This is a genomic window from Bifidobacterium saguini DSM 23967 (assembly GCF_000741715.1).
Classification (GTDB): Bacteria; Actinomycetota; Actinomycetes; order Actinomycetales; family Bifidobacteriaceae; genus Bifidobacterium; species Bifidobacterium saguini.
This window is the reverse complement of the sequence record NZ_JGZN01000003.1, coordinates 14,875-31,774: the sequence shown is the minus strand read 5'-3', so window position 1 is coordinate 31,774 and position 16,900 is coordinate 14,875. Positions and strand designations below refer to the sequence as shown.

Sequence of the window (16,900 nt, the reverse complement as noted above, 5' to 3'; positions counted from 1 at the left end):
GCACCCAGTCATAAGCGCTGGTGCGCTTAGTCGTTGTCAGATTGTTCAGGGATTCCGGAGCTCAACTCGGTAAGGATTTCCTGTTTATTTTTGCCGCGAGCATGAATCTCACGCAAGCCTTCCTTAGGCTCACTGACATAGTAAAGGGTAGCGTCGACACTCTCCAGCTCTACTCCTTCCACTACAGATAGCAGCAGGCGATACATGTCCAACTGTGCTAATTTTCGTTCGACTTCTTCTGGCTTGATAGGACGTTTACCGGTTTTCCAATCAACTACGGTGAACTGTTTGGACGTATCCTCCAAGTTCAGCCCTCCAGCGAAGACGGCATCCAGTTTGCCGTTGACAATGCCAATCCCGGGAACGTTCACCACGATGGAGCGTTCGGCCCATATCGGCACACGCTGCGCCCAATGTGACTGGGCAAGCCGCTTAGCCCATATCGGCAGATGCCCTTCTTCTGGAACAGCTACTCCCCTATATTCATCGCCGTATTGACCCGTGTACTCATCCAAGTATGTGCCAGTCTCAAGCGATAGTCCATGCTCCGACCGTTCCATTGGATTGCCGGCATTCACAAAACGCTCCGCCCAATCATGAAAACGGGTGCCCTCCTGCGCCGCTGGTGAGGAGATGCGCGGCACCGGGCGTACAACGTAACGCCAATAATCGCGCTCTTCACGCTCACTCATGCCACCAACGCGAGCCTGCAAACTGGTAACGTTTTGTCTGCCCGCAGCAAGAATACGCTGCGCCTTCGCTTTCACCATGTCGTCGAGGATGGCACTGCTTTCATTACTGCTCATCAAATCGGCATCATCGGCTAGAAGTTGCGCGCGTTGAGAGAGCGGACCGCAAATCAACGTTGAGGTTTTGCCGCTGGTCGTCAGAGTCTGTTCGGCTTTGGCAATAGCCTGATGAACAGAGTCAACACCGTGGTTCAGTCGCTGACGAATATCCGGACTCAATAATGAAGGCCACCACAAATCATTGTTTTCCGTTCCATGTTCCAATGGTGTGCGCCAAGCGTCGGCTACCACGGCTTCACAGTATTCGCGGGACGCATCTCCCGCAAAGAATCCTTGAGGCGCTGCAATAGCATCACCCTGTTGAGTAACAAATACCGCCTTGTCTCCCAGCTGAGACACGCATTGTTCCGCACTTACTGCATGTGGGTGTGCATGTAAGGCATCATGAACTTCCATCCAGAAGTTGGAAGGAGCGGACTTTTTTGCGCCTTTCTTTACGGTGGATGGATCTCTGCTGGGTGCATTCGCATGCACGCTATAGGTCATCAACACATCATTGCGGGCTCGGGTGAGCGCCACATATGCCAGTCTGCGCTCGTCGGCATGCAGTCTGCGACCATACTCTTCTGTCTGAGTCAGGTACCAGACGCTACGATCGGAGTCTTCCACGCCATCTCCGATATCACGCAATGATCCGAATGCTTCATCATCGATGGCTTCCACACCTTCCAATGATTGAAGCGCGGCAATAGGGTCAGCATTGATATCAGCATCGTGAGGGAAACGGGGCAATATGTCGGCATCAGCTCGCATTGGTGCCGGTACCGCTATGGGCTTGGTAAGCCACGAATTCGCTGTTTCGTGATATTCGGGAGCCCGCCATTGGCCTTGTTCCATGCCGCCTTCGTGGCCTTCCTCCAACGTCACGGTAAGATGATCGCCCTGGTTGCTGGGGAATCCTCCCTGCGTCATGCCCACGACCGCCACGGCATCCCATTCAAGTCCTTTGGATTGATGCACGGTCATGAGTTCCACGTCTACTGGAGCGTCCGGCAAATTGGCCGCCTCATCTTGCACACTGCTCAGATAATCGGCCCAGGCCATGAAACCGCGAAGCGTCGGCGTTTGATCGGCAGCAATTTCTTGTGTGTAAGTATCGACCAAATCCACGATGGAATTCATTGGCATTCGGGCAACGGTCGGGTCAAGACGCCCGTCTCCTCGCACGGCATGAGCCACGACAGTGTCAATATCGAGGTTCAGCGCCTCAATGGCCACGCGAACCACTTCCGCCAACGGACGCCCAACGGCATGCTGTACCTGCTGCACAGCCTGCGCGGCTTGCATAACGCCTTGTTGGCCATGTTTGCTTAATCGGCTCAAATTTGAGGCAAGATCATCATGCAATAGCAAATCGGGAACGAACACTGCATTGGCAACTTGGTCTCGATGTTCACGCACTACTGCTGCCTGTTGTGACGCAGGAGTGTCAGCGGAAACCAATCCAGCTTCCACTAGCGCCCTGAATCGCTGTTGAGTGTTGAGCTCTTCGGCAATTCGCGCCAATGCCGTCAAATCAGCCGCAGAGAGATTGAACCGCGGAGTTGCCAGCAAACGCATAAGCGCCTGTGTATCCGTCCGGTCCGATGCCACATGCAGCAACGCCATGATGTCGCGTATTTCCGGGCGTTCCAGTAAAGCGGAATACCCTACTACAAATGTGGTCAAACCTGCCTGTTCAAGCGCTTCTTGATACAACGGCATCGGTATTTTGGATCGGAACAATACGGCCACATGCGCTTGATCATATTCATGCTGGCCGTATTTTCGCACCGCATGCTTGCAGAACCGCACTACCGCATCGATTTCCTGTCCGCCCGTCTCGAAACCAAGCACGCCAAGCGTGCCTTCCGGAGCGTTATCTAATGCTTGAAGTGACGAAACATCGACTTCCCGCATCAGTGAGCTTGAGGGGCGCGAGGGGCGGGAACGCAAAGGCAACGTCAAGTCATTAGCAGCTTCGAGCACAATCCGGCTATTTCGTCGGGTAACAGATAATGGGAATGGACGCGATTCGGATGGCATATGGAAGTCATGCTGGAACATGCGGAAAGCGCCAGGGCTGGCACCTCGCCAAGCATAGATTGACTGGAACGGGTCACCCACGGCATTGACGGCGCATCGATGGTCATCATCTGGGTGGAATAGCGCCGCAATGAGGGCAGCCTGAGTAGTGGAAGTGTCTTGATACTCGTCCAGCAACACATGGCTGTATCTGCGCCTCGTTTGCTCCCCGATGGAGGGGAAACGCTCAATCAACTGATAGGCAGCAATGGTGAAATCGGAGAATTCCGCCATGTTCCGTTCTCTTTTGGCTTGCGTATACGCGCGCACTAACTGCAGCAATACTTCACGCTTACGTGTTGCGGCGAGCAGTTCGCCACACCGGTAGACGCATAACGCATGCATTTCCTCAGCTCGAGTATCCAATTTGGCTTGCCAGCTGGCATCAGTATCTTTTTTAGTCTTACTGATGTTATGAACCTTGGGCTCACTATCAGGTATCGACTCCTCTTCAAGGTTCTTATTCAATACGTCAATGAAGGCGGTATCCCATCGGCTTACCCGATTCATGGCGTCCTCGAAATCGGTGCATCCCGCGCCAATCATGGCGCTGCCAATAGCTCCGGATAATTTGATGACTTGCTCTGCCACCGTGGTAAGCGCACCAAAGTCTTCACTGAACACCAAGTCCATGTGCTGGTCGATGACTTCGATGGCAAGCTGCAGTGCACTGGCTTCGCTTAATGGCTGCGTATTCTGATCGAAGCCGACCAGCAGGCCATATTGTCTTACCAATGTTTGGAAAAATGCGTCATAGGTGAAAATCGCGGGCTTGAAAAAAGCATGGTCCCATGACGTGCCAGCATGATTGGCGCGAGACGCATTCCCTGCCAGATCGGGTGAACTGCCAGATGAAGTATGTGTCTGCTGATTGCCGGTATCTCCCACTGCGGCCGAAACTCGGTCAAGTAGTTCTCCTGCGGCTTTGCGCGTGAACGTCAAACCAAGGATACGTTCAGGAGCTACACCCCGGTGAATTAGGGCGATAATGCGTTGAGTCATGGTAAAGGTCTTGCCGGAGCCAGCTCCGGCAACCACCAGTACATCTTCATTCGCAGGAGCATCGATGATGACCGCCTGCTCTGGACTTGGGGTAAAAGCGCTCATGCCTGCCTCGTTTCAAATACGGTGTCCACCTGACCTGCGCACGCTGGGCATACGTGCTTCATTCGACAGTATTCAACGTGCGTGGATTGCGGATGCGCATCCAGTTTTGCCGACCGACTAGCTGCGGCAGCATAGAATACGCGCGAAATCATGGTGAGCGACCACATAGCTTGGGTACCCGCCAGACTCAGGAATTGCCGCCATGCCTCCTCGCTTACCCCATGTGGTTTATGTTCCGGCGCAAGCACAGGCATATCGTAGAACTTGTCTGGCTTGGTGTAGAAGTATCGTTGGTCGAAGGGTTCTGCATTAAGACTTCCATCAGTAAATAATGGCGGCTGGAAGGCACCTTCAGGCGCTCGGCTTGCCGCAGGAGACGCATTCTTCGCAACATGGAACAACATGCTTTGCCCTATTGCTGGAGCTTTACGCAACGCGGCTTCTCCACGGGGGCCCTGCTCCGAGAATATCAGCCCCAATTGGTAGCACACCAGCTGAAGATCGTTGAAAACCTGTTTGAGAACCGGCACAGCACCAGTTTTATAGTCAATCAGTCGAATATTACTGCTTCCATCCGCAAGAATTCGATGCTCCACACGATCCATGCGTCCGGAAAGCCGCACGATCAGGTTTTCGCACATACCCTCAGGCCATCCTCCAACCAGCATTCCCATCAACTCCAGCAATGTGGAGCAATCAATAGGAGCTACACCGGGAATAGCATTGTATGCCGCGAGAATATCGTTCAAATCAAATCGAGCAGCAAACTGCAGCTCGCAATCGACCTGATGCAATGCACCAATATTGAATTTACCGAAGTTTTTCCCAAGGTATGATTCCTCCGCGGATGTCACGAAATAATCGGCGATGTTATGCAACATATCCGCAGCGGCATCATCTTTACGCGTAGCCTGATACCGTTCTCGCGTATCAGCCACCGCATTGGGATCAGGCCGTTTATCTTCATACAGCGCCATCAGCCTGTCGCTAACCGCCTGAATACGCTGTTCCCTACTTGAAGAAGCATCCAGGCCCAAAGCCTGAAGCGCCTGCTCATCGACGCCAAGACGGTCCAGATGCTCTTCGCTTCCTTGTTGGGCTACAGCGTGAATCAACGTACCAAACCCAGCATTCACCGACCCTGGTTGCGGGCCGGCAAATTGATGCTCTAACATCCAGCACACAGGGCATGCCCATAATCCGTCGACCGCCGAGGGAGATAGCGTAACCACCGGCATGTTTTCTGCTGCAGTTGCAGTAGCTGCACGCTCATCTTCTGGTTCATTCATGTCCGAATCGCCTTGGGCGGTAAACGCCCAATTGTCGGGATGGGCGACTTCAATGCCGTGCGCGGCCAATATGCCCAAAGCTGTAGCCGCATCATGCTCCTGAGACGCATGTTCTGATTCACAAACGAGTGAGGCGCGTGCCGCAGCAACTAAATCTCGTGGAGAACCATCCAATCCGGCACATGCAGCAGTATCCGAATCTTCCACCTCGCCGGTCTGCCCACTTTCGCTATAGCCCACCGAAGTAAAAGTCGCTTCTTGCTTGTTGCGGGAATAATGTTCCGGCAAATAACCAAACAGGAAGTCCGAGGGACTTGCATCATCATTCCATACCGCGCTGAGATACACCTGCTTGGATGCTCTAGTTAATGAGACCAAGAAGCTTTTCTTCTCACTGGAAAGTACCGACACGAATCGCGGATCGTGACCTTGCTCATCAACACTCGCCAACGTTCCTCGAAGAACCAGTTCTGCAAGCTCTTCCCCGCCGAACATGGTGTTGCGCCCGGCAAGATTCGGCCATACGTCTTGTTCAATCTCAACAATCCACACATATGGCCAATGGCGGCCGGCTGCACCTGCCGGAGTGGCAAGACTTACCGCATCTTCTACCGGGCCAACATGCGCCAGAGAGTCTGCCTGAACCTGCATATTACGTACTTGAGTGATGAAACCCACGATGCTGTTGCTGGCAGTAGCATCTTCGGCGAATTGGAATAATCGCATAACCGCATCCAGCCTGTCATTGGAGGCTCGACCATCCGGTGTGTTCGCGAGCGCTATCTTCTGCCATGCCGACGCGACACCTGCGGCTTGCCAAGCAATGGACAATGCATTGCTTGGCATATTGCGCTGGTCTTCTGGCAGTGAACGCAACCCTTCGCTGACGCGATTGACAAGATTCCATAGATTCATGAAAGCCTGTGCCTGCACATCGTTGCCCAATACAGCATGTATCGAAGCAAGTACCTGCTGGGCCGGAGCCGAACTCACATCCAAAGCGAGCATGACATAGAGTGCATCAATGCCAAATGCAAGTTCCTTATGAGAGTCGGCATCCACAAGGGCGTCGTCAACGTCAACCGTCAATTCAGCATGCTGCGCAATAGCATCCTCTGCCGAATCCGCCATGCACTGAGAGTCAGCAAGTTCGCTCAGCGCATGCCATCCTTGCATTAATGCGAATAACGCGCCTTCATCGCCGGAGATGGTTGATAATGATTCCAAAGCATTCATGGCGGATTCAATTGGAGCCAGACGCGCGGTTCCACCCTGCCCGGGTTTTTTCCCCGAAGTAATCAAAGGACCATTCATCAAGGTTCTCACCCGCGCACGCGCATATGAGGCTATCTGGGCCATCGTCATATTGCAATGGTTGATGCCATTCACACGAAGAAGGGCAAGTTCAACAAGAGCAAACAACCCTTGAATACAGGCTCATCTTTAAGAGGCCGAGTGACCGATGAATACCGGACCGGCACTCCATCGCGACGAAGACGTTCGCCAAATACTCGCACAGTGGCATTGTCGTGCGCGATGACCGCCATATCATTCCATCGAACATGCTGGTCAAGGTGGGCTCGTTTGATACGCCACACCACGTCATCCAGTTCTTCGCGCGAGGAACGGTATAAACCGGAAAGCACCGAATCATCCTTTGCGGATATTTGCATCCCCGAACGTAAAACCGCGGTCAGCTTGCCCGGTCGTTTTGCGGGAGGGAGTTCTTCCTCTTCCTCAGACGGAATGGACAGCGATACTCGCGAAGCCACCACATGCGCATAATCCGCCGCCTTTCCTGGCTCACCTGCGTTTTGAGATCCTAGAGGAACCACGGCAGCATTCAACGGCCCCGAACAAGCACGGCGCATAAGATACTCAGGATAGGATCCTCGGAAGGTCTGCACTGCTTCGTCCGGATTGCCAACCAATACAACTGCCGTGCCGGACTGATGTAATTCCTCAAGAAAACGCATGCCTGCCAAAGTGATATCTTGAACATCATCCACCACAATAAGCCGCGGCAGAGTCGGAAGCTCCAAATCTGATTCCGTTCGCATTGGCCCATCTTGAGCCAAATCGTTCCTATTTACACGGATTTCCTGCACTTCACGCGCACCGGCTACTAATAAATACGACGCGTCCAAACGATATTGGCCAGCATATGTTTCGACTTGCGCGCGAATATATTCAGCGCGCAGAGCAAAAGCCAGACGCCATTGCACCGATAGGCGTGAGTCGGCGGCAACCGACTGTATCAATGATGGTTCCTCGCGCGGGCCAACGCCGAGTTCATCCAATCGCGCAAGCATATCTCTCAACTGACTAATGAACGCATCCGAAATGCCTCTCGCCATGATTTCTGCGCTGGTGGAGCCTCCCGCGACAGAACCGCTAGGATCCATAATCAACGATGCCCATTGAGACTGCGCGAAATATTCACTGAGAAGTCGGCAGGTTACACATTCATCGCCCGCTATCACATGACTCATATGAACAGCCATGACCTGCCTGAGCAACATATCCTGTTCGGCACCATTCAGCAAACGCGGAGCAGGTAAATTACGCGAAGCACGGGATGCCGCAATCACGCGGAACGCCACCGCTCCTAATGTGGTGACCGGTCTTGCCTGGGTTGAGAACCCTCGCTCGCGAATTACGCGATTGCCCAACTGATCGGCTGCAATACGCCCTGACACCGTCATTACGGCGTGAGCATCGCCATACCTGCGCAATCCTTCCAGCAATAGTGCCAATGCATATTCCGTTTTCCCGGCACCGGGCACACCAATGACCAGCCTCGCCGCACCATCGCGCTCGATGCCGTCCAACAGTAATGAAGGGTTCACGTTCTTACTCATGATTCAAGACTAAGCCCCATTGTTCACTAGGGAAAAATTATTCCCTACCTCAATATTGCCTTTATGCTGGCAGTATCCTGAACAAGGGGAGTATTGTTCAAGCGTCAAGGGGGAGGCTCTCGATGTCCGTTACCATCGCACCGCCGCAATTGCCGGGCTATGATTTTGTTCAACGCTTAGGCTCTGGCGCCGCAGCCACGGTTTTCCTCTACAATCAACGCATGCCGCAGCGCCCGGTTGCGGTAAAAGTCAGCAATGCCACACTGGAACCCCATGCCGCCGCCGCTTTCAGCCGCGAAGCGAACTTCATGGCCAAGCTTTCCTCCAACCCATATATCCTGTCGGTCTATGATGCCGGAGTAAGCGCTAATGGTCATGGTTTCATGGTTCTTGAGTATGCTTCTGGCGGCTCATACAACAGCGCTATGAAATCACGCTCCATGTCATGCGAGCAGGTGCTGGATCTCGGCATCAAACTCGCAGGTGCGTTATATACCGCGCATCGCAATAACATCATTCACCACGATATCAAGCCTAGTAATATCCTCATCACCACGCAGGGGCTACCCGTCCTCAGCGATTTCGGCATTTCAACCGATGTATACGATCGTGCAGCCACCGGTTTTTCTCTTCCCTGGGCTCCCCCGGAAGTACTTGAACATCGGACCAATGGGTCGGAAACAGCAGATATTTATTCGCTTGCGGCCACGTTATATGCACTGTTGGCAGGATGCTCGCCATACCAACATGAGTATCATCCACACACATCATCCGAACTTGCCGAACTCATTATCAACCAGCCATTGCCCCGTATTGGCAGACCAGATGTACCGGCAACGGTGGAATCGGTACTCGGCAAGGCTTTATCGAAAAATCCTGATCAACGCTATTATTCGGCACTTGAATTCGCGCGCGCTATGCAACGAGTCCAGCATGAAGAATACGGACAGATCACTCCACTAGTCGCCGAAGGGATACCCCCATATCCCAAAGATGCCAAACGCCGTATCAAGAATGCAACAAACACGCATACACCCAATCGAACGCATCGAACCTGGCTTAAGCCTGCAATCATCACGGGAGCGGCGTTAGCAGCGATTGCAGTCGTAACCTCGACGTTCGTCTTTGTGGTTCTTCCTCATATGGATTCTGCCTCAACAGCCACACCCACACATGTCGATGCATCCGGTGTAGACGATTCAACACGCAACCGCAGCAATACAGATGATTCTGCAGCCGCAACGCTTAATAACCAGATACCATCTCCTGAGAATCTTTCCGGACAATATTCTCAAGACGGCTCTTCAGTCACTTTCACCTGGACGAATCCCGATCCACAAAACGGCGACAGCTATGCATGGTCATTCATCCAGTCCACAGCAGCTGATCAGAGTGTGCAAACCACCACCACTACGGATACTTCAATTACGGTCGATGCTCAGGACGGCGCACAAACCTGTATTCAGGTTTCCATAGTGCGCAGCAACCGGCAGATGTCCACCAGTCCCGCAGTTGCTTGTACAGCAAAACCTGAATCAGACTAGGCTATCAAGAGGGACAACAGGAGTTCGGGGGAATTGTTATGGTCACGCCATCTCAGCCGCGCAACCGGCATCGTTTAGGTGCTCTTGTGCGTCACGTTTTGCCCTCCAAGAACCGCACATGGCTTATGCCTGTGTTAACCCTCCTGGCATTATTGGCGCTTATCGCCGGAGCAGTCATCGTCAGCACCATTACCCGCCGCCATGTGCAATTGGATGATGGCACCGTATGGGTAACTTCGCTGAATCATCAAAAAGCCGCACGATTTAATGTCAAGAATCAGGAAGCGGATGCCGGCATTTCATCGTCAGCACCGCGATTCGACGTTGTCCAGCATAATAGTGACACCGTTTTGACTGAGCCCAATCAGGCTACTTTCATCAAAGCATCCACGGTCAGCGCTGACGCAAAAACCGATATCAAAGCCAATACCACAGCCATCGAAGGTGGAGGCACCATTGCCTTCATCAATGAAAAAACCGGCAATGTGTGGGCAGGTTCATCCGATCAACTTGATTCGCTGACGCCAACCACTGACTCGCCTCAGATGCAGCTGGGGTCAGGCGGCCGTATTGCGGTAACCCATACCGGCGAGGTATATGGCTATCGACCATCAGATGGCATGGTTGTGGTGCTTCACCATCCCAATGATGCAAAAGCACAGGAGATGGAATCATTATCTGACGGCAAGCCGCAGCCTGCTGAGAGCTTCACCATTATCGGTGATACGCCTGTAATCTCATCCGGTAATGTACTGCTATTCAAAGATGGTCGAGTGAGCATGAAAACCACTGGATCGCTCACGCTTCAAGCCCCTTCCACCGATGGTAAGCAACACGGATGGGTTGCCGCCGCTTCTGCACAAGGTCTGGCCATAGCCCAACTCGGCAATCATAATTCGGCGCGATTATTCTCCACAGGTGGCAAATCAACCGCCGCTCAGCCAGTATCCACCAACGATTGCGTATACGCAGCATGGAGTCAACGAGCCAATAACTATATTCGCGTATGCTCATCCGAAGGTTCAGACAAGGATTTCCAAACTCTTGAATCCGTCAACACCACTTCCGAATTGGTATTTCGCACCAATCACCGGCTGGTAGTGCTCAATGACGTGACCAATGGCAACGTATGGAACCCTAATCATGACACCAAAGTCATCAAAATCCAGTGGAATACCATACAAACCGAGCAGAACGCGCAGGATCAGAACACCAACGATTCCGCAGACAATCATCATGATTTTTCGAAAACCTGTTCCGCACAGTCTGGTCAAATTCGAGCCGTAGATGATCATATCGGGGCTCGTGCTGGATCCGAACAGATTCTTGACGTGCTGCGCAATGACGAACAAACCGACTGCTCGGTGCTGAACATCACTCAGGTCAGTGCGGTAAATGGTACTAACGTTACCGTCGCTCCAATTTATGATGGCCGATACTTGCAATTGGATGCCTCATCCGCGTCACCCGGAACGGCAACATTTTCCTATGATATTTCAGACGGACGAGGGCAGACTTCCAACGCCACAGTAACGGTTAATCTCACAGGGCAAGGCAATCATGCTCCCTTGCAATCAGACACGCCTCCGGAAATCAGTGTGGAACAAGGGGCAAGCTACACAGCCAACGCGCTTGGCAGCTTCACCGATCCGGATGGCGATCCGTTGACATTGGTCGCCGCCGTGCCTGAAAACAGCGACCAAGTGCAGGTCTCCACACGAGCAGATGGGCAACTCACTTTCAATACTGGCGCCCAATCATCAGGACGAGTAGCCGTGGAAGTCACGGTCTCTGATGGTGAAGCCACTGGCAGTGGCCTGATGTATTTCTCAGTAAAACCGGCAAATACATTGGCTGCCATCATCGATCCCGTAACAAAAACCACTACGCCGGAAACCGATACCGTTATCGATCTTACCCCGTACGTGCATGGCACTTCCGCGCAACCCGCACAGCTCAGCCAAGTGGACACTCCCAATGGAGCGACCACTACCACTAATGTTGCGGACATGTCCATTTCATTCAGGGCATCCAACCCGGGCACCTATTATGTGCCGTACACCATTACACAAGGCTCTATTCCCGCCACGGGTCTGGCTCGTGTGGAAGTTCAGCCGGTCACTGGCGAGTCAGCCAAACCGATTGCCGCCAATGATGTGGCGCTGCTAGGAGCGGACAATACCGCTATCGTGGAGCCGCTCACCAATGATGTCGATCCAATGGGCGGCATCTTATCCGTCACTTCAGTAAGCGCGGCCGCCGATTCCGGCATCAAAGTCGGTCTGGTAAGTCATAAGCGCGTGTACATCACCGCACGTCAGGTTCCTACAAAGCCCACATCCATCAGTTACACGGTGGCTAATGCAGCTGGCACTTCCACCGGCACCATCGTGTTGCAGCCTCCGGCTCTGACCGCGTCAAGTTCTACCCCCAAGGCCAGCAATATCAACACGCAGGTGCGTACCGGAGGCATTGTTTCCGTGGACGTGCTCGATCATGTGGATTATCCAGATGGCACTACCGTACGGTTGAAAAACAATCTGCAATACGATAAGAAAACCTTCAAAGGGCTTGCCTTCGTATCCGCGGATACAGTCAGATATCAAGCTTCACAAGACGCCGGCGTATTCCCTATTACGTACACCGTGGAAGACAATCTCGGCAATGTAACGTCCGCAACCATCACCATTACCGTGCATGAGAGCAACGCCGAAAGCAAAGCACCTCCTACCCCGCATAATACGCAAGCACAGGTAGCTGCCGGTCAAAAGGTACGTATTCCCATTACCCTTACCGGCATCGATGCGGATGGCGATGACGACCAGCTGCTCGGCTTAGGCAATAAGGCTCCTTCTCTTGGTCGTATCACCGAGGTCGGTTCTGATTATCTGGTCTATGAGGCATACCCGGACTCTTCCGGTACGGACACTTTCTCATACGCTGTAGAAGATTGGACCGGCCAGCGCGCTCAAGCTCAAATACGCGTAGGCGTATTCCAAGGTGCTTCTGACTCCGGCGTATATGCGCGCGATGATGAGATTACGTTGCGTCCCAATACCGCAGCTACCGTGCCAGTGACACAAAACGATATTTCCGGGGACAATACCGACCTGATCGTCGATAAATCCGTTGAAGCGCAAGGTGTAGAAGGCGTCACTGTACAAAACAATATGATTTCCTTCACCACACCCGCCAACGTCACCACAGCATACGTTGCATATACCGTTCGAGATAAAGCCGGGCTCTCTGATACCGCTACATTGAGTATCAACGTCGACCCCAATGCTCCAATAGAGCCGCCCACGGCATACGATTATCGCGTACCATCTGCTGCAACCATCGATAAAAAGTCCGTCGATGTGGACGTTTCCCAATGGATTGCAAACCCTTCAGGCACTGCAGATGAGCTTACTGTTGGCGTACATCCTTCCGGCGCCGACCACGCACGCGTCAAAGGTGGCGATCATTCAACCATTATTACGGTAGATCTCACATCTGAAGCTCGTGCGGTTCCTTACACGGTGACAAACACGAAATACAACATCACGTCTACCGCGTTCATCCAAGTACCGGCCTACGGCGTTTTTCCACCAACTCTGCGCCCCAAGGCTCCTGAGCTGAAAGTCAATGCTCGAGAAACCATCCAAATCAACATCAACGATTACGTACGAGTAGGCGCCGGTAAAGAGCCTCATATTGAAAGTGCAAGTTCAGTCAGCGCAACCAAGGCATCAAATTCCGACCTATATGTGAATGACACTACGTTGAAATTCACGGCGAATGGCGATTATGCCGGACCGGCATCCATAACGTTCACTGCCGTGGATGGCAAACCCGGCTCATCGAAGACCAAAATCATCAATTCCGCTGTGATTACTCTCCAGATCACGGTTATCGGCCGAGACGTTCCGCCGCCTACATTCTCCTCTCCCACCATCGATGTCGAAGCGGGCGCGGAAGCAAAAACCATTGATCTGACCGCACTGACTCATTCTCCAAGCGGCTTGCATGACGATGAGAAGCAATACACCTATTCGGGTGGAGCCTCCTCGGGACCGATAAAGGCAAATCTGTCGTCCAGCGGCCTACTGAAAATCTCCGCAAATGTTGACGCGGCACCTGGCACTACTGTGTCCATCCCCGTAGCAATCAAATACAGTAAAGGGACCGTAAATGCAGGAATTACAGTACGCGTAGCCGTCTCTACACGTTCATTGGCACGACTCAGCAATACCTCGCTCACTATCAAAGCCGGTTCCACTGAGTCGATGAACATATTGGCCAACGCATACAATCCTTTCCCTGAAACGCCACTGACCGTAGTCAATTGTCGTACCGATGATGCAGCCAAACTTTCCGTAACCGGTTGCGGAGCCTCTGGCACCATTGAGATATCGGCCGCTTCAGATATCGGAGCATCCTCGAACACAGTATTAGTTACCGTCCAAGATGGAACGAAGACCAAGGAGCGAGAAGTTACAGGCAGCATCACGATTTCGGTTATCGATAAGCCTGACGCACCCTTGCTTTCTCCCATAGCTGGCGATCCACAAGATGGAGCGGTCAATCTCAACTGGACACCAGGCTCCGCCAATGGCAGCCCTATCACGGATTACAAGGTGCAGTGGACCGGCGCCGGCACAGGAGAGAAATCATGCGGAGCGGTAACCGCCTGCCAAATCACCGGCTTGTCTAATGGAAAAACCTACTCATTCACGGTCAGCGCCAAGAATGAAGTGGGCTGGTCCAAATCCTCCAGCGCTGTCGAAGCAACACCGGATCGAGTACCGTCAGCGCCTTCCAACGTCACTGTGCAAGGCGGAAACAAGAAAGCCACAGTAACGTGGAACCCTCCCGAGGGAGATTTCAGTTCCATCGACAATTACATCGTAACCGTCAGCGGAGCAGGAGCCCCTCAGACCAAGGAAACCGGAGGACCCAGCACTCATTTGTCCTTTGACTTCAACAACAACGATATCTCCGATGGCGCCACCATTACCGCCACAGTCAAAGCCCACAATAAGGTGAATTGGGGCCCTGAATCCGCTGCATCCAGCCCACAAGATATTTGGGGAGACCCTGATAAGCCCAATGTGAGTATGGCCAATGATGGCACAACGGTCACCCTAACCGCGTCTTCCGCCAATAATCGCAATGCGGGTTGTACTGAAATCGCCCTTACCGGCGCCTTGCAAACAACAGTCGCTTGTTCCAATGGCACTGCCACATTCACCGTGCCAGAAAATGCACTCAACGTCCGCGAATACACCATTACGGCAGTCGTGCATCCCACGCGTAACGCCAATGCCGCATCAGCAGAGGTTGCATACACGCCTCAGTATCAGGTTCAGGCGCCTAGCAATGTGCGAACTTCCGGTTCCGGCAATCAATGCATCGTAAGTTGGTCCAAACAAGGCTATGCCCAGTCTTTCCAAGTTTCCGCAGATGGCATAGGTTCCGCAACCGTTGAAGACAAATCATCTCATTCATTCACCATGTCTCCCTGGGCAACCTGCGGCAACGCCTCAGTGCAGCAGATATTCAACGGAGCAAGCAGCGAACCGGCTACCGGTGGACCTTCCTCAGAAAGTCCCTACACCTATCAGGTTCCGGCATCCATCACAGCACCGAATGAATTGCAGTGGAGCGATAACGAACATATCGTTACTGTCTCTGGAGGATCCGTCAACACATATGGCAAAGATGCAACCGTTCAAATCATCATTAACGACAAGCCATTCACTTGGACGCCCGGCCAGCCTTTGGACGTGACCGGACTACCAACTGCGGACTCGTACACCTGGAGTGTGAAAGTCACTGGCAACAACGGATTACAGGGGCTCGATAATACCGCTACCGGTGGCACTATCCAAGGCACGCGATCTTCAGCGGCCAGCGAGTCCGCATCGTTGAAAGCCTCCGCACGAGTCACCAGACTCATGGCGAACCCTTGGATATTAGGACTCGCCAACACCCCGAGATAACAAGCCCATATAAGCACCTTTCATTCGACCACAGTCCTCACAACAAACAGCATCCAGCAGGAGAGAATAATGAGCGAGCACATCAACGACGAAACGCAGCTTTCCGATGCCACACAGCTATCAGATCGCACTCGTCTCGGGCATCTGCCACATACGCATGCCACCACTCCGTCATTCGACAAAGACAGAGTGCGCATTCCCGACGAATCAGCGACACCAACCGCACCATCGCTGCCGGCCAGGCCACTTCCCACGCCTTCTACCGGCCTATTGACTCAACCCACTGCGGCCATTCAAGCATTTCAACGCTCATTCAACGACTTGGTCAATAACATTTCCACAGTGGTTATCGGTAAGACCATACCCATCAAGCAATGTGTTACCGCGTTAATGGTGGGTGGACATGTGCTACTGGAAGATAATCCCGGTACCGGGAAAACTCAGCTGGCTCGAGGCCTTGCCAACTCCATTTCCACCAGTTTCAAACGCATCCAATTCACCCCGGATTTACTGCCGTCAGACGTGGTGGGCGTCACTTTCTATGATCAAAAGCGTGCAGAGTTCGAATTTCGCAAAGGTCCTATCTTCGCTTCCATCGTGCTAGCCGACGAAATCAACCGAGCTTCACCAAAAACACAGTCCGCATTGTTGGAAGTCATGGAGGAGCAGAAGGTTACGGTGGATGGCACAACGCATGCGGTGCCGCAACCATTCATCGTAATAGCTACACAGAATCCTATTGAGCAGCTAGGCACTTATGCGCTTCCCGAAGCACAGATGGATCGTTTTCTCATTAAAACCTCTATCGGCTATCCCAGCCATGATGTTTCGGTGGATATTCTCAAGCAAGTGGATGTCACGGATCGCGCACAAACCGTTTCCCCCGTATTAACTGGAGACGATATTATTCGACTGCGCGCCACCGCATCCGACGTATATGTGGACGACGTCATTCGCGAATACATCGTGCGCATCGTTGAGGCAACACGGCACCATGAACGCATTACCGTCGGCTCTTCCATGCGCGGTGCACTTGCGCTCACACGATGTGCCCGAATTTGGGCAGCCGCGGATGGACGCGCCTATGTTGTGCCGGATGATGTCAAAGATCTTGCTGTGGCAGTGCTGGCGCACCGTATTGTGCTCACTCCCGAAGCGGCTTTCGATGGCACTACTGCCGAAATGCTGATTGCACAAATCCTCGATGACGTTCCCGCTCCCACCATTGGTGCCTGAAAGAGA

The 16,900-nt window shown here is 52.9% G+C and carries 4 protein-coding genes and 1 pseudogene; 3 read left to right on the top strand and 2 right to left on the bottom strand.

The genetic code is table 11. The annotated features are described in order from the left end of the window. Window positions 1-26: 26 nt before the first annotated feature. Entirely contained in the window at window positions 27-3,980 is a 3,954-nt protein-coding gene (locus BISA_RS00255; protein ID WP_033889518.1) for an ATP-dependent DNA helicase, read from the bottom strand. Beyond that, a pseudogene (locus BISA_RS11795) lies at window positions 3,977-8,130 on the bottom strand (PD-(D/E)XK nuclease family protein). Before BISA_RS11795 ends, BISA_RS00255 begins: the two are co-directional and overlap by 4 nt. 122 nt (window positions 8,131-8,252) lie before the next feature. Between BISA_RS11795 and BISA_RS00245 the strand changes: the two are divergent. From BISA_RS00245 to BISA_RS00235, 3 genes are all read left to right on the top strand, one after another. Beyond that, the gene (locus tag BISA_RS00245; protein WP_033889517.1) at window positions 8,253-9,674 is read left to right on the top strand and encodes a serine/threonine-protein kinase; all 1,422 of its coding nucleotides are present in this window, start codon (window positions 8,253-8,255) and stop codon (window positions 9,672-9,674) included. Between the two features lie 38 nt (window positions 9,675-9,712). Further along, window positions 9,713-15,658: an Ig-like domain-containing protein gene (locus tag BISA_RS00240; protein WP_033889515.1), complete on the top strand. Its 5,946-nt coding sequence runs from the start codon at window positions 9,713-9,715 to the stop codon at window positions 15,656-15,658. Window positions 15,659-15,727: 69 nt separating this feature from the next. After that, window positions 15,728-16,894: an AAA family ATPase gene (locus BISA_RS00235; protein WP_033889514.1), complete on the top strand. Its 1,167-nt coding sequence runs from the start codon at window positions 15,728-15,730 to the stop codon at window positions 16,892-16,894. Window positions 16,895-16,900 lie beyond the last annotated feature (6 nt).

Excerpts from the sequence above, each read along its gene's own strand:
- BISA_RS00255 (WP_033889518.1), bottom strand. The coding sequence starts at position 3,980 with ATGAGCGCTTTTACCCCAAGTCCAGAGCAGGCGGTCATCATCGATGCT.
- BISA_RS00245 (WP_033889517.1), top strand. The coding sequence starts at position 8,253 with ATGTCCGTTACCATCGCACCGCCGCAATTGCCGGGCTATGATTTTGTT.
- BISA_RS00235 (WP_033889514.1), top strand. The coding sequence starts at position 15,728 with ATGAGCGAGCACATCAACGACGAAACGCAGCTTTCCGATGCCACACAG.
- BISA_RS00240 (WP_033889515.1), top strand. The coding sequence starts at position 9,713 with ATGGTCACGCCATCTCAGCCGCGCAACCGGCATCGTTTAGGTGCTCTT.